This window comes from Enterobacter cloacae complex sp. 302F9 (assembly GCF_050030335.1).
Classification (GTDB): Bacteria; Pseudomonadota; Gammaproteobacteria; order Enterobacterales; family Enterobacteriaceae; genus Enterobacter; species Enterobacter hormaechei_C.
In genome coordinates, this window is the sequence record NZ_JBLGUC010000001.1 from 4582385 (window position 1) to 4607526 (window position 25142).

General features: G+C 57.2%; 22 protein-coding genes. 13 read left to right on the forward strand and 9 right to left on the reverse strand.

Features of this window, described 5'->3' with window-relative positions; genetic code table 11:
• Positions 1-524: 524 nt before the first annotated feature.
• On the forward strand, positions 525-1778 hold the full coding sequence (gene avtA / locus ACQG0T_RS22250; RefSeq protein WP_015572749.1) for a valine--pyruvate transaminase: 1254 nt from the start codon (positions 525-527) through the stop codon (positions 1776-1778).
• A 7-nt stretch (positions 1779-1785) separates the two neighbouring features.
• On the opposite strand, the gene ACQG0T_RS22255 is transcribed toward avtA, so the two are convergent.
• Complete coding sequence (locus ACQG0T_RS22255; protein WP_032620465.1) at positions 1786-2241, reverse strand: 4Fe-4S dicluster domain-containing protein; 456 nt, start codon at positions 2239-2241, stop codon at positions 1786-1788.
• 3 nt (positions 2242-2244) lie between these two features.
• Positions 2245-3063 (reverse strand): IclR family transcriptional regulator YiaJ, encoded by an 819-nt coding sequence (gene yiaJ, locus ACQG0T_RS22260; RefSeq protein WP_015572751.1) that lies wholly within the window; start codon positions 3061-3063, stop codon positions 2245-2247.
• 224 nt (positions 3064-3287) lie between these two features.
• Here yiaJ and yiaK point away from each other — a divergent pair, with 224 nt between their 5' ends.
• The 8 genes from yiaK to araD all read left to right on the forward strand — a co-directional run bounded on the left by yiaK (position 3288) and on the right by araD (position 10866).
• On the forward strand, positions 3288-4286 hold the full coding sequence (gene yiaK / locus ACQG0T_RS22265) for a 3-dehydro-L-gulonate 2-dehydrogenase (protein WP_015572752.1): 999 nt from the start codon (positions 3288-3290) through the stop codon (positions 4284-4286).
• Between the two features lie 10 nt (positions 4287-4296).
• Complete coding sequence (locus ACQG0T_RS22270) at positions 4297-4764, forward strand: YhcH/YjgK/YiaL family protein (protein ID WP_064489862.1); 468 nt, start codon at positions 4297-4299, stop codon at positions 4762-4764.
• 26 nt (positions 4765-4790) lie between these two features.
• Complete coding sequence (locus ACQG0T_RS22275; RefSeq protein WP_064489863.1) at positions 4791-5717, forward strand: DUF4862 family protein; 927 nt, start codon at positions 4791-4793, stop codon at positions 5715-5717.
• A 45-nt stretch (positions 5718-5762) separates the two neighbouring features.
• Positions 5763-7082, forward strand: coding sequence for an MFS transporter (locus tag ACQG0T_RS22280; RefSeq protein ID WP_017693796.1), 1320 nt, complete (start codon positions 5763-5765; stop codon positions 7080-7082).
• 76 nt (positions 7083-7158) lie between these two features.
• A complete protein-coding gene (locus tag ACQG0T_RS22285; RefSeq protein WP_064489864.1) occupies positions 7159-8664 on the forward strand; it encodes an FGGY-family carbohydrate kinase in 1506 nt (501 codons plus the stop codon).
• Complete coding sequence (gene ulaD, locus ACQG0T_RS22290; protein ID WP_015572757.1) at positions 8661-9314, forward strand: 3-keto-L-gulonate-6-phosphate decarboxylase UlaD; 654 nt, start codon at positions 8661-8663, stop codon at positions 9312-9314. The genes ACQG0T_RS22285 and ulaD overlap by 4 nt, the downstream gene beginning before the upstream one ends.
• A gap of 2 nt (positions 9315-9316) precedes the next feature.
• Positions 9317-10177 carry an L-ribulose-5-phosphate 3-epimerase gene (locus tag ACQG0T_RS22295; RefSeq protein WP_017693794.1) on the forward strand — a complete coding sequence of 287 codons (861 nt, stop codon included), beginning with the start codon at positions 9317-9319 and terminating at the stop codon, positions 10175-10177.
• Complete coding sequence (gene araD, locus ACQG0T_RS22300) at positions 10171-10866, forward strand: L-ribulose-5-phosphate 4-epimerase (RefSeq protein WP_015572759.1); 696 nt, start codon at positions 10171-10173, stop codon at positions 10864-10866. The genes ACQG0T_RS22295 and araD overlap by 7 nt, the downstream gene beginning before the upstream one ends.
• Here the strand turns inward: araD and ACQG0T_RS22305 are convergent, their stop codons facing one another.
• Positions 10867-11685 carry an AraC family transcriptional regulator gene (locus tag ACQG0T_RS22305; protein WP_032649828.1) on the reverse strand — a complete coding sequence of 273 codons (819 nt, stop codon included), beginning with the start codon at positions 11683-11685 and terminating at the stop codon, positions 10867-10869.
• A 225-nt stretch (positions 11686-11910) separates the two neighbouring features.
• On the opposite strand from ACQG0T_RS22305, the gene ACQG0T_RS22310 reads away from it, so the two are divergent.
• Entirely contained in the window at positions 11911-13311 is a 1401-nt protein-coding gene (locus ACQG0T_RS22310; protein WP_017693791.1) for an MFS transporter, read from the forward strand.
• Between the two features lie 10 nt (positions 13312-13321).
• The gene (locus ACQG0T_RS22315) at positions 13322-15271 is read left to right on the forward strand and encodes a glycoside hydrolase family 127 protein (protein ID WP_058685868.1); all 1950 of its coding nucleotides are present in this window, start codon (positions 13322-13324) and stop codon (positions 15269-15271) included.
• Positions 15272-15326: 55 nt separating this feature from the next.
• On the opposite strand, the gene ACQG0T_RS22320 is transcribed toward ACQG0T_RS22315, so the two are convergent.
• The 3 genes from ACQG0T_RS22320 to aldB all read right to left on the reverse strand — a co-directional run bounded on the left by ACQG0T_RS22320 (position 15327) and on the right by aldB (position 17719).
• Complete coding sequence (locus tag ACQG0T_RS22320) at positions 15327-15731, reverse strand: type II toxin-antitoxin system HicB family antitoxin (RefSeq protein WP_023295606.1); 405 nt, start codon at positions 15729-15731, stop codon at positions 15327-15329.
• A 14-nt stretch (positions 15732-15745) separates the two neighbouring features.
• Positions 15746-15931, reverse strand: coding sequence for a type II toxin-antitoxin system HicA family toxin (locus ACQG0T_RS22325; protein ID WP_071788668.1), 186 nt, complete (start codon positions 15929-15931; stop codon positions 15746-15748).
• 249 nt (positions 15932-16180) lie between these two features.
• Positions 16181-17719, reverse strand: a complete 1539-nt coding sequence (gene aldB / locus ACQG0T_RS22330; RefSeq protein ID WP_006808612.1) for an aldehyde dehydrogenase AldB — start codon at positions 17717-17719, stop codon at positions 16181-16183.
• A gap of 166 nt (positions 17720-17885) precedes the next feature.
• Between aldB and ACQG0T_RS22335 the strand changes: the two genes are divergently transcribed.
• Positions 17886-18770 (forward strand): ROK family protein, encoded by an 885-nt coding sequence (locus tag ACQG0T_RS22335; protein WP_015572761.1) that lies wholly within the window; start codon positions 17886-17888, stop codon positions 18768-18770.
• 3 nt (positions 18771-18773) lie between these two features.
• On the opposite strand, the gene selB is transcribed toward ACQG0T_RS22335, so the two are convergent.
• The 3 genes from selB to ACQG0T_RS22350 form a co-directional block, all read right to left on the reverse strand.
• Complete coding sequence (gene selB, locus ACQG0T_RS22340) at positions 18774-20612, reverse strand: selenocysteine-specific translation elongation factor (protein ID WP_023295607.1); 1839 nt, start codon at positions 20610-20612, stop codon at positions 18774-18776.
• Positions 20609-21994 carry an L-seryl-tRNA(Sec) selenium transferase gene (selA, locus tag ACQG0T_RS22345; RefSeq protein WP_017693787.1) on the reverse strand — a complete coding sequence of 462 codons (1386 nt, stop codon included), beginning with the start codon at positions 21992-21994 and terminating at the stop codon, positions 20609-20611. Before selA ends, selB begins: the two co-directional genes overlap by 4 nt.
• A 103-nt stretch (positions 21995-22097) precedes the next feature.
• A complete protein-coding gene (locus tag ACQG0T_RS22350; RefSeq protein WP_015572763.1) occupies positions 22098-22706 on the reverse strand; it encodes a glutathione S-transferase in 609 nt (202 codons plus the stop codon).
• Positions 22707-23142: 436 nt separating this feature from the next.
• Between ACQG0T_RS22350 and ACQG0T_RS22355 the strand changes: the two genes are divergently transcribed.
• Positions 23143-25050, forward strand: a complete 1908-nt coding sequence (locus tag ACQG0T_RS22355) for a PTS mannitol transporter subunit IICBA (protein ID WP_015572764.1) — start codon at positions 23143-23145, stop codon at positions 25048-25050.
• The last annotated feature ends 92 nt before the right edge of the window (positions 25051-25142 follow it).

The following is a 25142-nucleotide window of genomic DNA, read 5'->3' on the forward strand; positions in this document are numbered from 1 at the left end:
GATGCCTCGGTCCGGCTGTAAATCGCTGAGGCGTTTCCTGTAGGCCGGGGCGAGGCGCAGGGATGCGCCGAGAGGGCGGGCTTTACAGGGATGTTACCTCCGCCCGTCCCCGATAAGCCGGAAGGAATAAGCCGAAGGCACCGCGAAGCGGCGATTTACCGCCGGAAGCCCGGGTCGCCAGGGTGGTGGCGACTGAGCCACCCTGGCACGTTCACCGGTTATGTCGTGACAGAGTAGCAAGGAACATAACGTGAACGGAATGACCACCAGAGCCGTATGTTCCCCCTCACCCAAGCCCTCTCCCTCAAGGGAGAGGGGCCGTCTGTGCAGGCATTATTTTGTGGGGAACTCTCAGCCCCAGGGGGAGAGGGCCGGGGTGAGGGGCATTCACCAGAACAATTCACCACACAAATACAAACCCGCCACATAAAACAACAAATCCGACCACATCCGCCGATTTGCACCAACACGGTGCTGGCGTTATGGTTACTGCCTTTCATACTAAGCCCGACAGATCACCTGCTATGACGTTTTCACTATTCGGCGACAAATTTACCCGCCATTCAGGCATTACCCGCCTGATGGAGGACCTCAACGACGGGCTGCGCACCCCAGGCGCTATCATGCTTGGCGGCGGAAACCCGGCTCAAATTCCGGAGATGAACACCTACTTCCAGACGCTGCTGGCAGAGATGCTGGAAAACGGTAAAGCAACCGATGCGCTATGTAATTACGACGGCCCTCAGGGTAAAACAGAACTACTGACGCTTCTGGCGGCAATGCTGCGGGAAGCGCTGGGTTGGGATATCGAACCACAGAATATTGCACTGACAAACGGCAGTCAGAGCGCGTTTTTCTACTTATTCAATCTGTTCGCCGGACGCCGCGCCGACGGCACCACGAAAAAAGTGCTGTTCCCGCTGGCACCGGAGTATATCGGCTATGCCGATGCCGGCCTCGAAGAAGACCTGTTTGTTTCCGCACGTCCGAATATCGAGTTGCTGCCAGAGGGCCAGTTCAAATACCACGTCGATTTTGAACATCTGCATATCGGTGAAGAGACGGGCATGATCTGTGTATCACGTCCCACCAACCCGACGGGCAACGTGATCACCGACGACGAGCTGATGAAGCTGGATGCGCTGGCGAATCAGCACGGCATCCCGCTGGTGATCGATAACGCCTATGGCGTACCGTTCCCGGGGATCATCTTCAGCGAAGCGCGTCCGCTATGGAACCCGAATATCATCCTCTGCATGAGCCTCTCCAAGCTGGGCCTGCCGGGCAGTCGTTGCGGCATTATCATTGCTAACGAGAAAATCATCACCGCCATTACCAACATGAACGGCATTATCAGCCTTTCCCCTGGCGGCATCGGCCCGGCGATGATGTGCGAGATGATCAGGCGTAACGACCTGCTGCGCCTGTCGAATGAGGTGATTAAGCCGTTTTACTCTCAGCGCGTTCAGGAAACTATCGCCATCCTTCGCCGCTACTTACCCGAAGAACGCTGCCTGATCCATAAACCGGAAGGGGCAATTTTCCTGTGGCTGTGGTTTAAGGATCTGCCCATTACGACAGAGCTGCTTTATCAGCGTCTGAAAAAACGTGGCGTACTGATGGTGCCAGGGGATTACTTCTTCCCGGGGCTGGATAAGCCGTGGCCGCACACGCACCAGTGCATGCGCATGAACTACGTCCCGGACCCGGAAAAAATCGAAGCGGGTGTGAAAATTCTCGCCGAAGAGATTGAGAACGCCTGGCGCGAGGCCGGTTAATAAAACCTCAGGCCAGATTACGCAGCCGTTCCGCGCGTAATCTGGCGGGGTCTATGCAGCGCAGCGCGTGGGTGGGACAGGCTTCGACGCAGGCGGGACCGCCCTCGCGATGCGCGCACAAATCACATTTCAGCGCCTGAACGCGATCTTCCACGACCCGAACCTGCATTGCCCCGAACGGGCACGCCACCATACAGCTTTTGCAGCCGATACAGCGAGCCTGCTCAACGAGCCAGGCTCCCGCAGCGCGGTGAATGGCCCCCGTCGGGCAGACATTCGCGCAGGGCGCATCTTCACACTGGTGGCAGCCCACCGCCGTAGTGAAGGTTCCCCCCTTAACCACGCGGATCCGTGACGTAAACGCTTCTGGCGTGGCGCTGCTTTGATGCGACATCATGCACGCCACCTCACAGGTGCGGCACCCGATACATTTTTCTGGATCCGTCAGAATAAATCGGTTCATCAGTTACGCCTCGCGCACGTTAAACCCCAGTTCTTTCGAGATAGCTTCCGCCGTGTCACGCAGCGGTTTTAGCAAGTTTTTCTCACCCACCTGCTTCATGCGCGACGTCGACAGCGAAATGGAGATGGCATAGGGCACGCGCCCGTGAATATCAAAGACCGGCACGGCGATACATGACACACCCAGCTCGTTCTCTTCTTTATCCATCGCCATACTGTGATCGCGAATTTCCGCCAGCTCATCATACATCGCGCTCAGTTCGGTGATGGTGTTGCGGGTCAAAGGTTGGATCTGTTCCTGGTGGCTTTCCCAGTAGCTCGCCACGTAATCCTGATGGCCAAACGCCATATAGATTTTGCCCATCGCAGAACAATAGAGCGGCATGTGCTGGCCGATATATGCGCGCGTGCGCAGCATACCGGTTGTCGGCTCAAGCTTATAAATCAGGATCGCGTGGTCATCTTCACGGCTGGAGAAGTTGACCGTTTCGCCGGTGGCAATGTTCAGCGCCTCGAGGTGCGGCGCCGCCACGTGAATAATATTGAGCGATGAAAGCGCCTTTTGCCCGACGGCGATAAATTTGGTGGTCAGACGATAGCTCCCTGCCGCCGGTGCCGGCGTCACGTACCCGCACGACTGCAACCCCTGCAATAACCGGTGCACGGTGCTTTTATTCAGCCCCGCCAGTTCTGATAAATGCGCAAGCGGACACCCGTTCGGATAGTTACTGAGGATTTCAATCAGCATCAGGCCGCGAAACAAGCTCTGGCTACCTGCTGGCCTCTCTTTTTCTTGCGTCATTTCGCTCTCTTTTATGCTCATCAAATGGCTCCTGTTTATCGCGCCCTGATGGTAGCGCAAAGTGTGGTTTAGTTCACGATCTCAACAGAAAAAACACAACCATTTGATTTTAATCGATTTTGAAAAACGTGAATGTCGTTGATCTGACAAAATTTGATCGTTATATTTGAAATCAGATTTCGTATAGTGAAATTTAGCGATAAAAAAGCACTCGCACTTGCCCCTAGAAAAACAGGAGAACAGGGATGAAAGTGACCTTCGAAGAGTTGAAAGCGGCGTTCAATCGGGTTCTGCTCGATCGCGGTGTAAAAGCGGATACCGCTGACGCCTGCGCCGAGATGTTCGCCCGCACCACGGAGTCCGGCGTTTATTCGCATGGCGTCAACCGCTTCCCGCGATTTATTCAGCAGCTTGACGCAGGCGACATCATCCCTGACGCCCAGCCGAAACGCGTAACGACATTAGGCGCCATCGAACAGTGGGATGCCCAGCGTTCCATCGGCAACCTGACGGCAAAGAAGATGATGGACCGTGCTACCGAGCTGGCGTCCGATCACGGTATCGGCCTGGTGGCGCTGCGTAACGCTAACCACTGGATGCGCGGCGGCAGCTACGGCTGGCAGGCGGCGGAGAAAGGCTATATCGGCATCTGCTGGACCAACTCTATTGCCGTGATGCCCGCGTGGGGATCAAAAGAATGCTGCATCGGCACAAACCCGCTGATCGTAGCTATCCCGTCGAATCCAATCACCATGGTCGATATGTCGATGTCGATGTTCTCCTACGGCATGCTGGAGGTGAATCGCCTGGCCGGACGCGAATTACCGGTCGACGGCGGCTTTGACGATGAAGGCAATCTGACCAGAGAGCCGGGCGTGATTGAGAAAAACCGTCGCATTCTGCCCATGGGCTACTGGAAAGGTTCTGGCTTATCGATTGTGCTCGACATGATCGCCACCCTGCTCTCTGACGGCGCGTCCGTCGCGGAAGTGACCCAGGACAACAGCGACGAATACGGCGTATCGCAGATCTTTATCGCCATCGAAGTGGATCGCCTGATCGACGGTCCAACCCGCGATGCCAAACTACAGCGCATTATGGACTTCATCACCACCGCAGAACGCGCTGATGAAAACGTCGCCGTCCGTCTGCCAGGCCATGAGTTCACACGCCTGCTGGAGGAGAACCGCCGCAACGGCATCACGGTTGACGACAGCGTGTGGGCGAAAATCCAGTCTCTGTAAGGAGTGGGTCATGATATTCGGACATATTGCACAGCCAAATCCATGTCGCCTGCCGCTGGCGATTGAAAAGGCGCTTCATTTTCTGCGTACCACGGACTTCACCACCCTGGCACCGGGCGTGATCGAAATTGAAGGCCGCAACATTTTTGCCCAGGTTCTCGACCTCACCACAAAGGAACAGCACGAGAACCGCCCTGAAGTCCATCGCCGCTATCTGGATATCCAGTTTCTGGCCTGGGGCGAAGAAAAAATTGGTATTGCTATTGATACCGGGAATAACAAAATCAGCGAATCATTGCTGGAGCAACGGGATATTATTTTTTATCACGACAGCGAACATGAGTCGTTTATCGAAATGATACCTGGCAGTTACGCCATATTTTTCCCGCAGGATGTTCACCGTCCTGCCTGTATTAAAAACAAGGGATCCGCAATTCGTAAAATTGTGGTGAAAGTGGCCATCAGCGAATTAGATTAATTTTCTGATAAATACAGGAATGCGAAATGACCAACACCGGTTTTATTATTGGTGCGTACCCCTGCGCACCGTCGTTTCACCAGAAAGGGGAGCAGGAAGAACACGCCTTCTGGCGGGAACTTTCCGACACGCCAAATATTCGCGGGCTGGAACAACCTTGCCTTGAAAACCTCCATCCGTTTGGTGATGAATGGCTGTTTCGTCATACGCCGGGCGACTGGCAGATCGTTGTCACAGCCGTTATGGAAACCATGCGCCGCCGCGGCAGCAACGGCGCGTTTGGCCTGGCATCCGCGGACGAAGAACAGCGTAAAGCGTGCATTGAATATTACCGCCATCTGCATCAAAAGATTGATGCCGTTAATACCCGCTTTCCCGGGAAAGTGATCGCTCTGGAAATGCAGGCCGCACCGCAGGCGGGTAATGATTCTGTCGAGCAAGCGACAGAAGCATTCTCCCGCTCAGTACGGGAAATCGCGAGCTGGGACTGGGGCTGCGATCTGGTGCTGGAACACTGTGATGCGATGAATGGCCCGGCGCCGCGTAAAGGGTTCTTGCCCTTAGAGCAGGTGCTGGAGGTAGTGAAAGAGACCGATATCAGCGTCTGTATCAACTGGGCACGTTCGGCTATCGAAGGTCGCAATACCACCCTTCCACTGGAACATGTTCAGGCGGCACTCGCTGCCGGGAAACTGGGGGCGCTGATGTTTTCGGGCACGACTGCTCATGGTGAGTACGGAGAATGGCAGGATCTGCACGCGCCGTTTTCTTCGTTCTGCGCCGACAGTCTCATGTCCGCTGAACATGTAAAAACGCTATTTACTGCGGCGAGCGCCGCAACATTGAAATTCTCCGGTATTAAATTACTGGAAATAAATGCTAATGCTGACGTCAGCCATCGCATCGCTATTTTGCGCGACGGCATTAGCGCTATGAATAAAGCGTCACAATAAAAATAAAGAATACATTTTCCGGTTACCTTCACTGAGATATTAACTATGAATATTTCTTCTAATGCTCTACACGCGGACATTCCGCGCCAGCGCTGGCTAAGGATCATTCCCCCTATTCTTATCGCCTGCATTATTTCCTATATGGACCGCGTAAATATTGCCTTTGCGATGCCCGGCGGTATGGATGAAGAGCTGGGCATTTCCGCCACGATGGCGGGCCTGGCGGGGGGGATCTTTTTTATCGGCTATTTGTTCCTGCAAGTTCCCGGCGGCAAAATTGCCGTGCACGGCAGCGGTAAGAAGTTTATCGGCTGGTCGCTGGTTGCCTGGGCGGTGATCTCGGTTCTGACCGGGCTTGTGACCAACCAGTATCAGCTGCTGGTACTGCGCTTCTTACTCGGCGTGGCGGAAGGTGGGATGCTGCCCGTTGTGCTCACGATGATCAGTAACTGGTTCCCGGATGCCGAGCGCGGCCGCGCCAACGCGATTGTGATCATGTTCGTGCCCATCGCCGGGATCATCACCGCCCCGCTGTCGGGCTGGATTATTACCGCTCTCGACTGGCGCTGGCTGTTCATTATTGAAGGTCTGATGTCCGTTGTTGTGCTGGTGCTGTGGGCGTTCACCGTCTATGACCGGCCGCAGGAAGCACGCTGGATCTCTGAGGCCGAGAAAAACTACCTGGTACAAACGCTGGCGGCAGAGCAGCAGGCCATTGCGGGTAAAGAGGTGAAAAACGCCTCGCTCAGCGCGGTGCTGTCTGACAAAACCATGTGGCAGCTGATCGCCCTCAACTTCTTCTACCAAACTGGCATTTACGGTTACACCCTCTGGCTGCCCACCATTCTGAAAGAACTGACGCACACCAGCATCGGCCAGGTGGGAATGCTCGCCATTCTGCCTTACATCGGCGCCATTGCCGGCATGTTCCTGTTCTCTACGCTCTCTGACCGCACCGGCAAGCGCAAGCTGTTTGTCTCCCTGCCATTGATTGGCTTTGCGCTCTGCATGTTCCTCTCCGTGGCGCTGAAAGAGCACACCTGGCTGGCCTATGCCGCGCTGGTGGGCTGTGGCTTCTTCCTGCAATCCGCAGCGGGGGTGTTCTGGACCATACCGGCGCGTCTGTTCAGCGCTGAGATGGCGGGTGGCGCTCGCGGCGTGATTAATGCCCTGGGCAACCTCGGCGGGTTCTGCGGTCCTTATGCGGTAGGCGTACTGATCACCCTGTACAGCAAAGACGCAGGCGTTTACTGCCTGGCAGTTTCGCTGGCGCTGGCATCGCTGCTGGCCCTGCTGTTACCGGCGAAATGCGATGCCGGAGCAGAGCCCAACCCCACGGTGACTCCACATAAACGTGCGGCCTGAGGCCCTCACCTGACCCACTAAACCAAACCGTAGGCCGGGTAAGCGAAGCGCCACCCGGCAATTAAGCGAGAAGAAGATGAGTGAAAAAGAGCCCTTCTGGCTGGGTATCGATTGTGGCGGTACTTATCTGAAAGCCGGTTTATACAACAGCCAGGGCAAAGAAGTCTGTATTGAACGCCGCTCAGTGGCCACGCTCAGCCCCCGCGCCGGCTACGCCGAGCGGGATATGCACCAGCTCTGGCAGCACTGCCACAAAACCGTCGCCCTGCTGCTCAAAAATTCAGGCGCTGACGGCGGTGAGATCAAAGGCGTTGGCATTTCAGCACAGGGCAAGGGGCTGTTTCTGCTCGATAAACAGGATCGCCCCCTGGGTAACGCCATACTCTCCTCCGATCGCCGTGCGCTGGAGATCGTACAACGCTGGCAGCAGGACGGTATACCCGAAAAGCTCTATCCGCATACTCGCCAGACGCTGTGGACGGGGCATCCGGCCTCACTCCTGCGCTGGGTTAAAGAGAACGAGCCGCAGCGGTATCAGCAAATTGGCAGCGTGATGATGGCGCACGATTACCTGCGCTGGTGTCTGACCGGGGTCAAAGGCTGCGAAGAGAGCAACATCTCGGAATCCAATCTCTACAACATGAATACCGGGCAGTACGATCCGCAGCTCACGCGCTGGCTCGGCATCAGCGACATTGACGGTGCCCTGCCGCCTATTATCGGTTCAGCAGAAATTTGCGGGGAAATCACCGCTCAGGCAGCCGCACTGACCGGTCTCACGGCGGGTACTCCCGTCGTTGGTGGACTGTTTGATGTGGTTTCCACCGCGATCTGCGCCGGGCTGCATGACGAACATACGCTGAATGCCGTAATGGGGACCTGGGCCGTAACCAGTGGGATTGCCCACGGCATCCGCGACAACGAGCCTTTCCCCTACGTCTATGGCCGCTACGTCCATCCGCAGCAGTTCATCGTTCATGAAGCCAGCCCCACGTCGTCCGGCAACCTGGAATGGCTGACGGCCCAATGGGGCGATATGTCATTCGATGAGATTAACCACGCCGTGGCCAGCCTGCCAAAAGCTGAAAGCGATGTGTTCTTCCTGCCTTTCCTCTACGGCAGCAACGCCGGGCTGGAGATGACCAGCGGCTTCTATGGCTTGCAGGCGCTGCATACCCGCGCGCACCTCCTCCAGGCGGTTTATGAAGGGGTGGTATTCAGCCACATGACCCACCTCAACCGTATGCTCGAACGCTTTCCCCATGTGCAGGCCTTGCGTGTGACGGGCGGCGCAACCCATTCGGACGTGTGGATGCAGATGCTCGCAGACGTCAGCGGCCTGGCGATTGAACTCCCGCAGGTGGAAGAGACCGGCTGTTCCGGTGCGGCGCTGGCCGCGCTCGTCGGTACAGGCCTTTATCCCGATTTTTACGCCGCTCAGCGCGCCCTCAGGCATGACATCCGGATGATTGAACCTGACATGCGTGCCCATGCCGCCTACCAGCGCAAATATCACCGTTACCAGCTACTGATTTCAGCATTACAGGGCTATCACGCCCGTGTTAAGGAGTACGACCTATGAGCCGACCATTATTGCAGCTGGCGCTCGACCACACCTCGCTTCAGGCCGCGCAGCGCGATGTCGCGACGCTTTCCGATCACGTCGACATCGTCGAAGCCGGCACCATCCTGTGCCTGACCGAAGGGCTAAACGCCGTTCGCGCCCTGCGTGCGCAGTGTCCGGATAAAATTATCGTGGCGGACTGGAAAGTCGCCGATGCCGGAGAAACGCTGGCTGATCAGGCGTTTGGCGCAGGCGCAAACTGGATGACCATCATCTGTGCCGCCCCGCTGGCCACCGTTGAACGTGGCCACGAGGTCGCACTGCGCGGCGGCGGCGAGATCCAGATGGAGCTGTTTGGCAACTGGACGCTGGACGACGCGCGCGCGTGGCATCGCATCGGGGTGAAGCAGGCGATTTACCACCGCGGGCGCGACGCACAGGCCAGCGGCCAGCAGTGGGGTGAGGCGGATCTCAGCAAAATGAAGGCGCTGTCCGATATCGGTTTGCAGCTTTCTATAACTGGCGGTATCACCCCCGCTGACCTGTCGCTGTTTAAGCAGATCAACGTCAAAGCCTTCATTGCCGGGCGCGCGCTGGCAGGCGCCGATAATCCGCCGCAGGTGGCACAGGCATTCCATTCGCAAATCCGCGACATCTGGGGAGAGTAACCATGCGTCAGCATCCGTTAGGCATTTACGAAAAAGCGCTGCCAAAAGATCTCTCCTGGCCGGAGCGCCTGGTTCTGGCAAAAAGCTGCGGCTTCGATTTTGTGGAGATGTCGGTGGATGAGACCGACGAGCGTTTATCGCGCCTTGAATGGAGTACCACGCAGCGCGCCTCTCTTGTGGAAGCGATGCTGGAGACCGGCGTGGCCATCCCGTCGATGTGCTTGTCTGCCCATCGTCGCTTCCCGTTTGGCAGCCGCGATGAAATCGTGCGCGAACGCGCCCGCGAGATCATGACCAAAGCCATCCGGCTGGCCCGTGATTTGGGTATTCGCACCATCCAGCTTGCGGGTTATGACGTGTACTACGAGGAGCACGATGAGGGCACGCAACAGCGCTTTGCCGAAGGGCTGGCGTGGGCCGTAGAGCAGGCTGCCGCCGCGCAGGTAATGCTGGCGGTAGAGATCATGGACACTGCGTTTATGAACTCCATCAGCAAGTGGAAAAAGTGGGACGACATGCTCGCCTCGCCGTGGTTCAGCGTTTACCCGGACGTCGGCAACCTGAGCGCGTGGGGCAACGACGTCACCGCCGAGCTGACGCTGGGCATTGACCGCATCGCCGCTATCCACCTGAAAGATACCCGGCCCGTTACCGAGCAAAGCCCCGGACAGTTCCGCGACGTGCCGTTTGGCGAGGGCTGCGTCGATTTCGTTGGCGTGTTTAACACGCTGAATCAACTTAATTATCGCGGCGCATTTCTGATTGAAATGTGGACCGAGAAAGCCAAAGAGCCGGTGCTGGAGATCATCCAGGCGCGCCGCTGGATTGAAGCCCGAATGCAGGAAGGAGGCATGACATGTTAGAACAACTCAAAGCCGAGGTGCTGGCGGCAAATCTCGCCCTGCCCGCCCACCAGCTGGTGACGTTCACCTGGGGCAACGTCAGCGCGGTTGACCGTGCCAGCGGCATGATGGTGATCAAACCATCCGGCGTGGAGTACGACGTGATGAACGCAGAAGATATGGTGGTGGTAAATATCGCCACGGGAAAAGTGGTCGAGGGGAGTAAAAAGCCCTCCTCCGACACCCCGACCCATCTCGCGCTGTATCGTCGTTACCCGGAAATTGGCGGCATTGTGCATACCCATTCCCGCCACGCCACCATCTGGTCGCAGGCGGGGCAGGATTTACCCGCGTGGGGAACGACGCACGCGGACTATTTTTACGGTGCGATCCCCTGCACGCGGCTGATGACCACGGCTGAAATCGCGGGTGAATATGAATACCAGACGGGGGAAGTCATTATCAAAACCTTCGAGGAGCGCGACATAAGCCCGATGCAGGTCCCGGCGGTGCTGGTTCATTCTCACGGCCCGTTTGCCTGGGGCAAAGACGCTGCCGATGCGGTACACAATGCCGTGGTGCTGGAAGAGTGCGCCTATATGGGGCTTTTCTCGCGCCAGCTTGCACCTCAGCTTCCGGTTATGCAGCAGGAATTGCTGGATAAGCATTACCTGCGCAAGCATGGCGCAAATGCCTATTACGGCCAGTGATCATCCGGAATTAATATGCTCTTTACAGTACCGCCGTTTCCAGACGGCGGGCGTTAACCCGGTATGTTTTGAGAATATTTGCCGGAAATAACCCACGTCATTAAAACCGCACCGGGCGGCCACTTCAGTTAATGAGGCCGCATCGTTCAGCAGCAGTTTTTCAGCGGCCCTGACGCGCTGGCGGTGAATTGCCTCCGTCAGGGTTAAATGAAACGTCCGACGAAATACTCTCCCCAGGTAATCTGCGTTGCAGTGCAGTTCTTTCGCCAGCTGCGAAGTAGACAGGGGCAAATGAAAGTGCGTGCGGATAAGCTGCTTGGCCTTCCATGCCATTGCCGCGCCCGCATCATCCGCTTTATCTTCATATCCCGGCGAGAGCGATATCTGCTGCAAAATTAACAGCAAAATTATCTCCAGCGCCTGGCTACGCTGTAATTTTTCCTGCTCGCTTAAAAACTGACGGAATAACGCAATAACATATTGCGGATCCCGCACGCTACAGTGTTGCTCAATCGACAGCGGCGTCGCGCCTGGCAACACCGGCAAGCGTTCATCCACCTCAAAATGCAGCCAGTAAAATTTGAGATCGCCCGGAAAATCTTCCACGCCGACATGCCGCCGCTTCGGCCAAAGTAATAAACTCTCGCCAGCGTTTACCTCAAACAGCGTATTTTCCTCCTGGATCGTTAATGTCCCTTTTTCGACAAAAATTATCTCCCACGAAGATAATTTTCGTGCGGGATGACGGCCCACGCCCCGGGAGATAAATAACCCGCCATTTTGAACTCTAATCGGAAGTGCTATGGATAATTCAAGCATGGATATTCATTTTTCCGCTTTTTTGGTGGCTAATATTTTCTTTATCCCTTGATTATTAATAAATATCAGCAGAACGGCTCGATCAAACTCACAGTTTCACCATCAGGTCGGAATCGTCACCTTTTTATACTTTTCCCTTCCCTTGTTGGTCTGCCCGTTGAATGCAGAATAAATGGGGTACCTTGCACAAATACGATAAAAAATCGTTTATCGAGGAGTTACCCCATGACTTCCACACCGATTACAGACGCAGAAGTTGCAAAACAGGCAGCCGATGACCGGCTGTCAGTCCGCGAGAAAATTGGCTACGGCCTGGGCGACGCGGGCGGCACGGTAATTACCTGCCTGATCATGAACTTTCTGACCTTTTTCTATACCGATGTATTTGGCCTGACGCCCGCGCTGGTGGGCACGCTGTTTATTGCCCTTCGGGTATTTGACGCGATTTCCGATCCGGTGATGGGCGTGATTGCCGACCGCACGCAGAGCCGCTGGGGGCGTTTTCGTCCCTGGCAGCTGTGGGTCGCGCTTCCCATCGGGATCGTCGGCGTGCTGACCTTCACCGTCCCGGACGCCAGTATGGGCGTGAAAATCGCCTGGGCGTTCGGCACCTATCTGTTGCTTTCAGTGGGCTATACCGCCATCAACGTGCCATATTGCGCGCTGATCAACACCATGACCACCCGCCACAACGAGGTTATATCCTGCCAGTCCTGGCGCTTCGTACTGTGCGGCGTGGCGGGCTTTCTGGTCTCCGTTGGCCTGCCGTGGCTGGTGTCAGAGCTGGGACAGGGCAATACCGCCCGGGGTTATCAGCTGGGCGTCGGCGTGCTGTGCACCATCGCCGTGGTGATGTTCCTGTGCTGCTTCTTCTGGGTGCGCGAGCGCGTCCCGCTTGCGCTGATGGGTAAATTCACCCTGCGCGAGCACCTGGCGGGCCTGCGGAAAAACGATCAGCTGCTGTTGATGCTGGTGATGTCGTTTCTGCTGATCAACGTCTTCAACATTCGCGGCGGCGGATACATGTACTTCATCACCTACGTGCTTCAGGGCAGCACGGCGTACACCTCGCTGTTTTTCACCATGGTGACCTTTGCCGCTATTCTGGGCGCGGTGATCGTCAGTCCGCTGTCGCGGCGGATTGATACCGTCAAACTCTACTACTACACCAACCTGATACTCGCTGCGCTTGCGGTGGGAATGTGGTTCCTGCCGGGTGGCCCGGCGCACCAGACGCTCTGGTTGATCGTGATTTTAAGTAACGGCGTGATCCTGGGCTTCACCCTGCCGCTGCACTTCTCGCTGATGGCCTTTGCCGATGACTACGGCGAATGGAAAACCGGCGTGCGCTCATCGGGGATGAACTTCGCCTTCAATCTGTTTTTCATCAAGCTCGCGTGGGCATCCAGCGCTGGGATCATCAGCCTGGTGTTTATTGCCGTGGCCTATCAGCCAGGCGCAGGTAACCAGACACCCGCCTCATTGCAGGGCATCACCGCCATGGAGACGCTGCTTCCTGCCCTTTTCCACCTGCTGCTGGCGGTCGCTATCCGCTGGTGCAGGCTTAACAATCCCGTGATGTCGCGCATTGCCACCGATTTGCGCCAGCGTCATGTACAGTCCTGAGGAGAACGATATGACCATAATGGAAGCCGACCTGCATCAGCTGAAAATCAACGACCCGTTTCTTGGTCAGTACCAACGGCTGGTCCGCGATGTGGTGATCCCCTACCAGTGGGATGCGCTTAACGATCGCGTGGCGGAGGCCGAACCCAGCCACGCCATCGCCAACTTCCGCATTGCGGCCGGTCTGGAACAGGGGGAGTTCTACGGGATGGTCTTTCAGGACAGCGACGTGGCGAAATGGCTTGAAGCCGTGGCGTGGTCGCTGTGCCAGAAGCCGGATGCTGAACTGGAAAAAACCGCCGACGAGGTGATCGCGCTGGTCGCAGCGGCGCAGTGCGAAGGTGGCTATCTCAATACCTATTTCACGGTGAAAGCACCGGCCGAGCGCTGGACCAATCTGGCCGAATGCCACGAACTGTACTGCGCCGGACATATGATTGAAGCGGGCGTGGCGTATTTCCAGGGAACCGGAAAACGCCGCCTGCTGGACGTGGTGTGCAGGCTGGCGGATCATATCGACAGCGTGTTTGGCCCGGGCGAAAACCAGCTGCACGGTTACCCTGGCCACCCGGAAATCGAGCTGGCGCTGATGCGGCTGTACGACGTCACGCAGGAGCAACGCTATCTCAATCTGGTGAAATACTTTATTGAGGAACGCGGCGCGCAGCCTCACTTCTACGATATCGAATACGAGAAGCGCGGCAGAACGTCATACTGGAACACCTATGGCCCGGCGTGGATGGTCAAGGACAAAGCCTACAGCCAGGCGCATCTGCCCCTTGCGGAACAACAAACGGCCATCGGCCACGCCGTGCGTTTTGTCTATCTGATGGCGGGCATGGCACATCTGGCGCGCCTGAGCTGCGACGAGGGGAAACGTCAGGATTGCCTGCGGCTGTGGAACAACATGGCACAGCGCCAGCTGTACATCACCGGCGGGATTGGCTCCCAAAGCAGCGGCGAGGCGTTCAGCAGCGATTACGATCTGCCCAACGATACGGTCTACGCCGAAAGCTGCGCCTCCATCGGCCTGATGATGTTTGCCCGCCGGATGCTGGAGATGGAGGCGGACGGCCACTACGCCGACGTGATGGAGCGCGCGCTGTACAACACGGTGCTGGGCGGCATGGCGCTGGATGGTAAGCATTTCTTTTATGTGAATCCGCTGGAAGTGCACCCGAAAACCCTGGCCTTTAACCATATCTATGACCACGTCAAACCGGTGCGCCAGCGCTGGTTCGGCTGCGCCTGTTGCCCGCCGAATATTGCGCGCGTGCTGACCTCGCTGGGGCACTACATTTATACCGTTCGCCCGGACGCGCTGTTGATCAACCTGTACGTGGGGAACGACGTCGCCATTCCAGTTGGGGATAACATCCTCCAGCTGCGGATTAGCGGGAACTATCCGTGGCATGAGCAGGTGAAAATCGAGATTACCTCACCAGTTCCGGTGATTCACACGCTGGCCCTGAGGCTGCCGGACTGGTGTGCGGAACCGGCTGTTTCGCTCAATGGTCAGGCCATTACAGGCGAGGTCTCCCGTGGATACTTATACCTCAACCGAAGCTGGCAGGAAGGCGACACGCTGACGCTGACGTTACCGATGCCGGTCCGCCGCGTGTACGGCAACCCGCAGGTGCGCCAGCAGGCGGGGAAAGTCGCATTGCAGCGTGGACCGCTGGTTTACTGCCTGGAAGAAGCCGATAACGGCGCAAATCTGCATAACCTTTCTTTGCCCCAGGACAGCGCGTTTCGGGTTTTCGAAGGCAAAGGCATTTTCGCGCACAAGATGCTGATACAGGCGGAAGGGATCGGGTGTCAGGCGAAGGACACTGATGCCCTGTGGCAGTACGACCACTCGCCGGTAGAACGTCAGCCCCGGACGCTGACCTTTATTCCGTGGTTCAGCTGGGCAAACCGGGGAGAAGGGGAAATGCGGATATGGGTGGATGAAAGCTGAATAACTGCGGCCTGTTGCCCTCACCCCAGCCCTCTCCCACGGGAGAGGGTTAATGCTACGGCAGCACGCGACGTGCTGCCTCGGCCAGAAATGCGCTTCGATTGCCGAATTGAGGATGCTCGCTGACAAAGGAATCAATCTTCACCAGCAAACGTCGAGGCATCGTGATGTTGATGCGTTCGGCTCTGCCGTCGAATTGCTTCATATTAATATCCACCAGCAACCATTGCCCGCCTGTGAAGTCGTCAGGTTGATTTTCAAGGTGCACTTCGACACTACCCGGGAGAGGCAATGCTTCATCCATTTCAAACAGCGCTTCGAAGTGCGCCGTGAGCGCATCACGTGCATCCTGAAAAGCGTCATCAAGTGAATCCCCCGCAAAAAAACATCCCGGAACGTCGGGGAAGAAACCGCTGGCGCTACCGTCGGAATCAGAATGAATGTAAGCCGGATAAAACATAACTACTCCTGATATCAGTGTTTAATGCCCGCCTGTCGCCAGATCTGTGCGAGAGTGCCCGGTTTAATGTCCTTTTTAGGATGCGGAACGGTTACCAACCCTTTTTGCACTGGATGGCGAAACTGATGATGGCTTCCCTTCGTTCTTACACATTTCCAGCCATGGCTAACCAGAACAGCAATGATATCCGCACTTTTCACATCCCAACCCTTCCCTGATTATACACATGATACACACCACCACTACTGGATTGAATGACATTAGCGCATTAAAAAAGGCAGTGCAGCCAGGCTTTGTCGAAACAGGAAGAGGCGTCGAGAAAAGAAGAAGGAGGCATGTCATGTTGCAGATAAAAATGCGGACACTCTCGTAGGCCGGGTAAGGCGAAGCCGCCACCCGGCTTTAACCCGGCTCAGGTCACCCTACCCGGGACGACCTGAGCCCGGAGATTAAAACAGCCCCAGCGGTTTATCGGAGTAGCTGACCAACAGACATTTCGTTTGCTGGTAATGCTCCAGCATCATCTTATGGGTTTCACGCCCGATGCCCGACTGTTTGTAGCCGCCAAACGCCGCATGAGCCGGATAGGCGTGATAGCAGTTTGTCCATACGCGTCCGGCCTGAATGCCGCGGCCCATTTTATAGGCCAGATTACCGTTACGACTCCAGACGCCCGCCCCCAGGCCATACTGCGTGTCGTTGGCGAGCTCCAGCGCCTCGTCCATGGTTTTAAACGTGGTGACGGCCAGCACCGGTCCAAAAATTTCCTCCTGGAAAACGCGCATGTTGTTCTTACCGAACAGGATGGTCGGCTCAAGGTAGTAACCCTCCTGCAAATCGCCGCCCAGCACCTTACGACGACCGCCGGTCAACACATCGGCCCCCTCTTTTTTGCCGATATCAATATAGTTGAGGATGGTTTCCAGCTGGCCATGCGATACCTGCGCTCCCATCTGGGTGACGTTATCCAGCGGATTACCGCTGCGAATCGACTCCACGCGCCGGATCGCCCGCTCCATAAAGCGCTCATAAATGGATTCCTGCACCAGCGCGCGGCTCGGACAGGTGCAGACTTCACCCTGGTTGAACGCGAACAGGGCAAACCCTTCCAGCGCTTTGTCGAAGAAGGCGTCCTCTTCATCCATCACGTCGGCAAAGAAGATGTTCGGCGATTTCCCGCCCAGCTCCAGGGTGACCGGAATGATGTTCTGGGTGGCGTACTGCATGATCTGCTGACCCACTTCCGTTGAGCCGGTAAACGCCACTTTAGCAATACGCTTTGAAGTAGCCAGATATTCGCCGATCTCTCCCCCGGCCCCGTTGACCACGTTAATGACCCCCGGCGGCAACAGGTCGCCAATCACCTCCATCAGCAGCAGTACCGAAAGCGGCGTTAAGCGTGCAGGTTTCAGCACAACGCAGTTACCCGCCGCCAGCGCGGGCGCCATTTTCCAGCTCGCCATCAGCAGCGGGAAGTTCCACGGAATAATTTGCCCCACCACGCCGAGCGGCTCGTGGAAGTGATACGCCACGGTATCTTTGTCAACTTCACTTATTCCCCCCTCCTGGGCACGAATGCAGGACGCAAAATAGCGGAAATGGTCAATCGCCAGCGGCACGTCCGCCGCCATGGTTTCCCGGATCGGCTTGCCGTTGTCCCACGTTTCCGCGGTCGCCAGCAGCTCCAGATTCTGCTCCATCCGATCGGCGATTTTGAACAAAATGGCCGCTCTGTCCTGAACGGACGTTTGTCCCCACTTATCTTTCGCCTTATGCGCCGCATCCAGCGCTAAATCGATATCCCGCTTGCCCGAACTGGCAATTTCACACAGCGGCTGGCCGGTAACGGGCGTCAGGTTGGAATAGTACTCACCGTCGACGGGCGCCACCCAGTCGCCGCCGATGAAGTTGTCATAGCGGGGCTTCAGCTTAAGAGGAAAACCATACTCGCCTGGCTGGATACGCGATGAGGGAGGATTGTTTGTCATGACCGTCTCCTTGCAGTAGGTGTACAACAAGGGTAGTTCCGGCTGGTGATTTTCTCGCCAGTCGGTAACGGGTTTACGAGCCGTATCACGGATTACCGTACTTTACGTTTCGTTTCTGCCGCCGGAGCCATACTTAATAGCTCAGGGGCTCATGAGGAACAATGCAATGCAGCTATTTATCGGCTTTGACGTGGGCGGAACCCACATCAAACACGGCGTGATCAACGAAAACGGCGAAGAACTGACATCCGATGAATATGATACGCCTGACGATGAAAGCACCTTCAAACAGAAGTGGAAAGCGGTGGTGGATAAGTACCGCCAGGAGCATGAGATCGTCGGCATCGGCGTGAGTTTTCCGGGCCACATCAATCACCATACCGGCGAAGCGGCCAAGGCCGGGGCGCTGGATTACCTTGACGGTGAAAACCTGTGCGAGCTTTTCGCACAGCTGACCGATCTCCCCGTAACAACCGAAAATGACGCCAACTGCGCGGCGCTGGGCGAACGCTGGCAGGGCGCCGGTAAGGACTATGAGCATTTCGTCTGCATCACCATCGGCACCGGCATCGGCGGCGGTATCGTCATGGAGGGCGATCTCTACCGTGGGTCGCACTACCGGGCGGGTGAGTTTGGCGTGCTGCCCGTTGGCAACAACGGCGAGCCGATGCACGAAGTGGCGTCCGCCAGCGGCCTGATGAAAGCCTGCCGCCGCGCGCTGGCCGTGTCGGAAGATGAGATGCCTGATGGTGAGGAGCTGTTTAGACGCATGGACAGCGACGTGCATCTGCGTGAGGCCATAGAAGAGTGGGCGCATTTCCTCTCGCGCGGCATCTACAGCGTGATCTCCATGTTTGATCCGCAGGCGGTGCTGATTGGCGGCGGCATTAGCGAGCAGGAGAAAATCTATCTCCTGCTGGATAAATACCTACAGCGATTCGAGGAGTGGGAAGCGCTCCGGGTGCCCATCCTTCCCTGCGAGCTGGGTAACCAGGCGGGAAGGCTGGGCGCGGTCTGGCTGGCTAAGCAGAAGCAGGCGCGCAGCGCTTAACGCTTAGGGAAATAACTGCGCGTCGCGTAGCACATGGTCATTGCCACGACGACGCGTAAACCCGATGCGGTTGAAATACTCCAGGATCTGAATCGCCAGTTTGCGTCCCACGTTCAGCCGATCGCGGAAGTCTGCGGCGCAGGTTGATCCGCGCGCCTGATCCAGCTCCCGGATCAGGTTCGCAAATGCCACGATCCGATCGTTGCGGTAATAACGATCTTTCACGATCGCCACAATCATCCCCTGCTGCGCCGCATGGCGCAGTACCTGACGCATCAGCTGCTCATCGGTATTGGTTTCACGCGCCAGATCGCGCACCCACCACGGTTCATCGCCAAACAGCGCCGCCACTTTTTGCCAGACCGCGTCCTGCTCAGCGGTAAAACCGGCCTTGTGCTCCGGCAGGTGCAGCCAGCCGTGATGACTTGCAATCACGCCGCTTTCACGCATGTTTTCAATCAGCAACAGCACCAGCGCGTCGTCTTCCATGGGCAACGCCATGCGCCGCAGACGTTCACGGCCCGGGCCGGGCTCATCCTGATGCTGTTCATGGTAGGTCGCCAGCGTGCTCAGCACTTTGCGCTGCCAGCGCGCCGCCACCGGCGCGTTCAGCAGGCTGTTGCCGGCCTGAATAAAACCTGGCTCCTGCGTCAGAAGACGCAATCCTTCGCCGCTGAGCTGGCGCGCCCAGGCGAACGCCGCCAGATTCACCGCACCACGCTCAAGGTGGATATCTAACGCAGACTTATCATCGCGGGCCTGGGCCAGTGCGGCCAGCCACTGTAAATACTCGGGCTTACGCTTGCCGCGACGGGGCGGATCCAGCATGACCACGCGCGCGCCCGCCAGCGTTTCCCGCGCCGAAATATCGCGCAGAACCAGGCGGTCGTTATCCGCCAGCCAGAGCGGGGAGTCGAACACCAGTTCGGCGAGATCGTTTTCCAGCAGCGACACGCGTCCGGTGATGTGGCTGGCCGCGTGGTGGATATGCAGCGGCTGCCACTGGGTCAGCGGATTATGGGTCTGGAGAGAAACGATGATCCGTTCAGAAGGCTCCGGCGGTGCGTCGGCCAGCAGCCAGTCGCCGCGGTTAAGCTGGTCTTTTTCGGCATCACCGGCAATATTCAGCGCGATACGCTGCCCGGCGTGGGCCTGTTCCACCGGCTGGTTTTGCGCGTGAAGCCCGCGCACGCGCATCGGTTTGTTCACGCCCGTCAGCCACAGGGTATCGCCCACGTTCACTTCGCCGCTCAGCGCGGTGCCGGTCACCACCAACCCAGCCCCTTTCACGGTAAACGCCCTGTCTATCGCCAGACGGAAGCGGTGATGGCTGGCATGTTCACGAGACGGGATCTGCTGCAAATGGTCGCGAAGAGCGTCGATACCGCGGCCTTCTGTCGCCACGGTGACAAACAGTGCGGCATCCTTAAAACCGTACTCACTCAGCGCCGCCAGCACCTCTTCACGCACCTCGTCGATACGCGCCTCATCCACACGGTCCGCTTTGGTGAGGGCGACGGTCAACTGCGGGTTTCCCGTCAGCTGGAGGATCGCCAGATGCTCGCGCGTTTGCGCCATCACCCCGTCATCGCACGCGACCACCAGCAGAGCATGATCGATCCCGCCCACGCCCGCGAGCATATTGGACAGAAACTTCTCGTGGCCGGGCACGTCGATAAAGCCCAGCACGCGACCGTCGGGCTGCGGCCAGTAGGCGTAACCCAGGTCAATGGTCATGCCGCGCTTTTTCTCTTCCGGCAGGCGATCGGCATTCACGCCCGTAATGGCCTGCAATAACGTGGTTTTGCCGTGGTCAACATGACCGGCGGTGGCAATAATCATTTCAACATCATCTCCAGAAACCGCACTTCATCTTCCAGACAGCGTAAATCCAGCCACATGCGCCCGTCACCGATCCGGCCAATCACCGGCGTCGGTAATGCGCGCCAGCGCGCCGACAGCGCCTCAAGCTGGCTTCCGCGTCCGTCGCGCGGGGTGAACGTCAGCGCTTCGCTCGGTAACCTGTCCACCGGCAGCGAGCCGCTGCCAATTTGCGACAGGCAAGGCTCGTTACGAACGTCAAACTCAGGGTAATGAGGAGCAACCTGCGGCAGTAGCGCTTCCGCCTGCGCGCGAATGGAGGCCGCATCACGGCTCAGCAAACGCAACGTGGGCAGGCGATCAGCCAGTTTCTCCGGGTGGAGATAGAGCCGCAGCGTGGCTTCCAGCGCGGCCAGCGTCATTTTATCGGCACGCAGGGCGCGCTTCAGCGGATGCTGCTGTAGCTGCGCAATCAGCTCGCGCCTGCCGACGATAATCCCCGCCTGCGGCCCGCCCAGCAATTTATCACCGGAGAAACTGACCAGGCTTACGCCCGCGGCAACCATTTCCTGCACCATGGGCTCTTTCGGCAGACCGTACTGGCGCATATCCACCAGCGACCCGCTGCCGAGATCGGCAATCACCGGCACGTTTAGCTCGCGCCCAATGGCGGCCAGTTCGGCCTCTTCCACCGTTTTGGTGAAACCCTCAATGTGGTAATTGCTGGTATGCACTTTCATCAGCAGGGCGGTGTTTTCATTCACCGCCGCGCGATAATCTTTTGCATGGGTACGGTTGGTTGTGCCCACTTCATGCAGCGTGCAGCCCGCCTGGCGCATGACATCCGGAATACGAAACGCCCCGCCGATCTCCACCAGCTCGCCGCGAGAGACGACAACCTCTTTTCCGCTCGCGGTGGCCGCCAGCATTAACAGCACCGCCGCCGCGTTGTTATTCACAATGCAGGCATCTTCCGCGCCGGTGATCTGGCAGAGAAGATCCGCCAGTGCGCGATCGCGATGCCCACGCCCGGCGCCGTCCAGATCGTACTCCAGCGTCACCGGCGAGCGCATGGCACGGGTGACGGCCTCTGTTGCCTCTTCGGCCTGCTGTGCCCGGCCCAGATTGGTGTGCAGAACCGTGCCTGTCAGGTTAATAACCGGGCGCAACGCGCTTTGCCCGTGCTTGCTCAGCCTGCGTTCAACTTCCTGCTCCCACGCCACGCACCAGCCGGGTAGCGCGTTCTCAGCCTGAATATGGCGACGCGCATCGTCCTGAAGCTGGCGTAGCATGTCGACCGTTGCAGTATGGCCAAACTGCTCCAGCACCGCAGTGATGCGCGGGTCACGAAGCAGACGATCGGTAGCGGGGATCTGGCTGTAGAGGGAATGATGAGTAGTCATGAATGCGCCTGGCGAGTAAATATCTTCCCCCCTCCCGACGGGAGAGGGAGTTAACATGTGGGGGGATTGTACCGCCTCCCGCCAGTAAGTGTTATAACCCGCATCAAGCCTTTGGCGGTTCAGTCCGGGCAAAACTTTCGCGCTGGAAGAGCGTCTCCGCCAGTTTGACCAGCAGCGGACGATCCACGCACCAGCCCGGCGAGACGCGGCGGAAATTGAGGTAACCAATGGCGCAGGCGATGGCGATCGTCGCCAGATTCAGGCTATCGCTCTGAATTTTCCCGTCGCGGATCAGCTGTTCGCACATATCCAGGCTGCGGCTGATTTTTTCGCGCTGGCGCAGCAGCTCATTTTCTGACTGCTGGGCGGCGGGCCTTGCCTGCTCGCGTACGGACGTCAATGCCGCATCCATAATGCCATCCGCCAGGGCTTCAATTTGCTTCATCGCCAGCGCTGCTTTTGGATCCGCCGGCAGCATGGCTGGCGCAACGCCAAGCAGCTCGATGTACTCCGCAATGATCGGGGAATCAAACCAGTAGTCGCCCTCGTCCGTTACCAGCGCCGGGACTTTCCCCAGCGGGTTGTACTGCGCAACGCCGTTTTCTGCGTTGTAGGGCTGTTCATTCACGAATTCAAATTCAATCCCTTTCTCCAGCAGGAGAATCGAAATCTTACGCACGAAAGGACTGGTATAACTGCCGATGAGTTTCATTGCTTATCCTTAATGCCCACAAAGAGGTCAGTATGGATCAAGCCGCGGAAAAAGGCAGGTGTGCGTATCGCATTCCTGCCATGAGGGGATACGGGAGAAATCTGCATAAAAATATTTTGTGAATCAAATCACAATCTGGAAACAAACAGCCAACTTAACATTGTGATATAAATCACAAAACACCGTCCATTTTGGCGTATTTCTGAGCGATGTATTTTTTTTACACACTCATTATGTGATCGCGATCACTTCATTAATGTCCTCACCCCCTACATTCATGTGATTCAGATCACACAAAATTTCGCTGTCTGGACAGTTGAACGATTCAGTGCCAGATTTCACAGCATCAGAACAGGGCCCGGCTACCTCTGCCGCCGCACATTAACGATAAACCTCGGGCCACAAGCCTAAGCGTAAACATAAGAAGGGGTGTTTTATGTCATCCGATTTCAAGATCAAAGTGCAAAGCTTTGGTCGTTTCCTCAGCAACATGGTGATGCCAAATATCGGCGCGTTTATCGCGTGGGGTATTATCACCGCATTATTTATTCCGACAGGGTGGTTGCCTAACGAAACGCTGGCGAAACTTGTTGGCCCAATGATTACCTATCTCCTGCCGCTGCTCATCGGTTATACCGGTGGTCGTCTGGTGGGCGGTGACCGTGGTGGTGTCGTGGGTGCCATCACAACCATGGGTGTTATCGTCGGTGCGGATATGCCGATGTTCCTCGGTGCGATGATCGCCGGTCCTCTGGGCGGCTGGGCAATCAAGAAATTCGACGTCTGGGTTGATGGCAAGATCAAATCCGGCTTCGAAATGCTGGTGAACAACTTCTCTGCGGGCATCATCGGGATGATCCTCGCCATTCTGGCGTTCCTCGGCATTGGCCCGGCGGTTGAAGTGCTGTCCAAGCTGCTGGCGGCGGGCGTTAACTTCATGGTGGCGCACGACATGCTGCCGCTGGCGTCTATCTTTGTTGAACCAGCGAAAATCCTGTTCCTGAACAACGCCATCAACCACGGTATCTTCTCACCGCTGGGTATTCAGCAGTCACACGATCTCGGCAAGTCCATCTTCTTCCTGATTGAAGCGAACCCGGGTCCAGGTATGGGCGTTCTGCTGGCGTACATGTTCTTTGGTCGCGGCAGCGCGAAACAGTCTGCTGGCGGCGCGGCGATCATTCACTTCCTGGGCGGTATTCACGAAATTTACTTCCCGTATGTGCTGATGAACCCACGTCTGATCCTGGCCGTTATCCTTGGCGGAATGACCGGCGTGTTCACCCTGAGCGTACTGGGCGGTGGTCTGGTGTCTCCTGCTTCTCCAGGCTCTATCCTGGCGGTGCTGGCGATGACCCCGAAAGGCGCCTACTTCGCGAACATCGCGGCGATCTGTGCGGCCATGGCGGTCTCCTTCGTGGCCTCCGCTATCCTGCTGAAAACCAGCAAGGTGAAAGAAGACGACGATATCGAAGCGGCAACCCGTCGTATGCATGACATGAAAGCCGAATCCAAAGGCGCAACGCCGCTGGCGGCGGGTGATGTCTCTAACGACCTGAGCCACGTGCGTAAAATCATCGTGGCCTGTGATGCCGGTATGGGCTCCAGCGCAATGGGTGCGGGCGTACTGCGGAAGAAAGTGCAGGATGCGGGTCTGACCAACATCTCCGTCACCAACAGCGCGATTAACAGCCTGCCGCCGGACGTTGACCTGGTGATCACGCACCGCGATCTGACCGAACGCGCTATGCGTCAGGTACCGCAGGCACAGCACATTTCCCTGACCAACTTCCTCGACAGCGGCCTGTACGCCAGCCTGACCGAACGCCTGGTGGCGGCGCAGCGCCATGAAGATAACGAAGTGAAAGTGCGTACCAGCCTGCAAGACAGCTTCGACGAGAGCAACGCGCATCTGTTCAAACTGGGCGCTGAAAACATCTTCCTTGGCCGCACGGCGACCAATAAAGAAGAGGCCATTCGCTTCGCCGGTGAGCAGCTGGTGAAAGGCGGCTACGTTCAGCCTGAGTACGTTGAGGCGATGCTGGAACGCGAAAAGCTGACCCCAACCTACCTGGGTGAATCCATCGCGGTTCCGCACGGTACGGTGGAAGCCAAAGACCGCGTGCTGAAAACCGGCGTGGTGTTCTGTCAGTATCCTGATGGTGTGCGCTTCGGTGAAGAAGAGGACGACATCGCCCGTCTGGTGATTGGTATCGCCGCTCGCAACAACGAGCATATCCAGGTGATTACCAGCCTGACCAACGCGCTGGATGACGAAACGGTTATTGAGCGTCTGGCCAACACCACCAGCGTTGAAGAAGTTCTGGCCCTGCTGAACAAATAACAGCGCCTCTTCCCTCTCCCCCCGGGGAGAGGGCTAGGGTGAGGGGAAAACGTTCCTCACCCCAGCCCTCTCGGGTAAAAACATTGATGAAG

What these genes read in the sequence shown, in the direction of transcription:
- avtA (WP_015572749.1), top strand. Translation starts at nt 525, where the DNA reads ATGACGTTTTCACTATTCGGCGACAAATTTACCCGCCATTCAGGCATT.
- ACQG0T_RS22255 (WP_032620465.1), bottom strand. Translation starts at nt 2,241, where the DNA reads ATGAACCGATTTATTCTGACGGATCCAGAAAAATGTATCGGGTGCCGC.
- yiaJ (WP_015572751.1), bottom strand. Translation starts at nt 3,063, where the DNA reads ATGAGCATAAAAGAGAGCGAAATGACGCAAGAAAAAGAGAGGCCAGCA.
- yiaK (WP_015572752.1), top strand. Translation starts at nt 3,288, where the DNA reads ATGAAAGTGACCTTCGAAGAGTTGAAAGCGGCGTTCAATCGGGTTCTG.
- ACQG0T_RS22270 (WP_064489862.1), top strand. Translation starts at nt 4,297, where the DNA reads ATGATATTCGGACATATTGCACAGCCAAATCCATGTCGCCTGCCGCTG.
- ACQG0T_RS22275 (WP_064489863.1), top strand. Translation starts at nt 4,791, where the DNA reads ATGACCAACACCGGTTTTATTATTGGTGCGTACCCCTGCGCACCGTCG.
- ACQG0T_RS22280 (WP_017693796.1), top strand. Translation starts at nt 5,763, where the DNA reads ATGAATATTTCTTCTAATGCTCTACACGCGGACATTCCGCGCCAGCGC.
- ACQG0T_RS22285 (WP_064489864.1), top strand. Translation starts at nt 7,159, where the DNA reads ATGAGTGAAAAAGAGCCCTTCTGGCTGGGTATCGATTGTGGCGGTACT.
- ulaD (WP_015572757.1), top strand. Translation starts at nt 8,661, where the DNA reads ATGAGCCGACCATTATTGCAGCTGGCGCTCGACCACACCTCGCTTCAG.
- ACQG0T_RS22295 (WP_017693794.1), top strand. Translation starts at nt 9,317, where the DNA reads ATGCGTCAGCATCCGTTAGGCATTTACGAAAAAGCGCTGCCAAAAGAT.
- araD (WP_015572759.1), top strand. Translation starts at nt 10,171, where the DNA reads ATGTTAGAACAACTCAAAGCCGAGGTGCTGGCGGCAAATCTCGCCCTG.
- ACQG0T_RS22305 (WP_032649828.1), bottom strand. Translation starts at nt 11,685, where the DNA reads ATGCTTGAATTATCCATAGCACTTCCGATTAGAGTTCAAAATGGCGGG.
- ACQG0T_RS22310 (WP_017693791.1), top strand. Translation starts at nt 11,911, where the DNA reads ATGACTTCCACACCGATTACAGACGCAGAAGTTGCAAAACAGGCAGCC.
- ACQG0T_RS22315 (WP_058685868.1), top strand. Translation starts at nt 13,322, where the DNA reads ATGACCATAATGGAAGCCGACCTGCATCAGCTGAAAATCAACGACCCG.
- ACQG0T_RS22320 (WP_023295606.1), bottom strand. Translation starts at nt 15,731, where the DNA reads ATGTTTTATCCGGCTTACATTCATTCTGATTCCGACGGTAGCGCCAGC.
- aldB (WP_006808612.1), bottom strand. Translation starts at nt 17,719, where the DNA reads ATGACAAACAATCCTCCCTCATCGCGTATCCAGCCAGGCGAGTATGGT.
- ACQG0T_RS22335 (WP_015572761.1), top strand. Translation starts at nt 17,886, where the DNA reads ATGCAGCTATTTATCGGCTTTGACGTGGGCGGAACCCACATCAAACAC.
- selB (WP_023295607.1), bottom strand. Translation starts at nt 20,612, where the DNA reads ATGATTATTGCCACCGCCGGTCATGTTGACCACGGCAAAACCACGTTA.
- selA (WP_017693787.1), bottom strand. Translation starts at nt 21,994, where the DNA reads ATGACTACTCATCATTCCCTCTACAGCCAGATCCCCGCTACCGATCGT.
- ACQG0T_RS22350 (WP_015572763.1), bottom strand. Translation starts at nt 22,706, where the DNA reads ATGAAACTCATCGGCAGTTATACCAGTCCTTTCGTGCGTAAGATTTCG.
- ACQG0T_RS22355 (WP_015572764.1), top strand. Translation starts at nt 23,143, where the DNA reads ATGTCATCCGATTTCAAGATCAAAGTGCAAAGCTTTGGTCGTTTCCTC.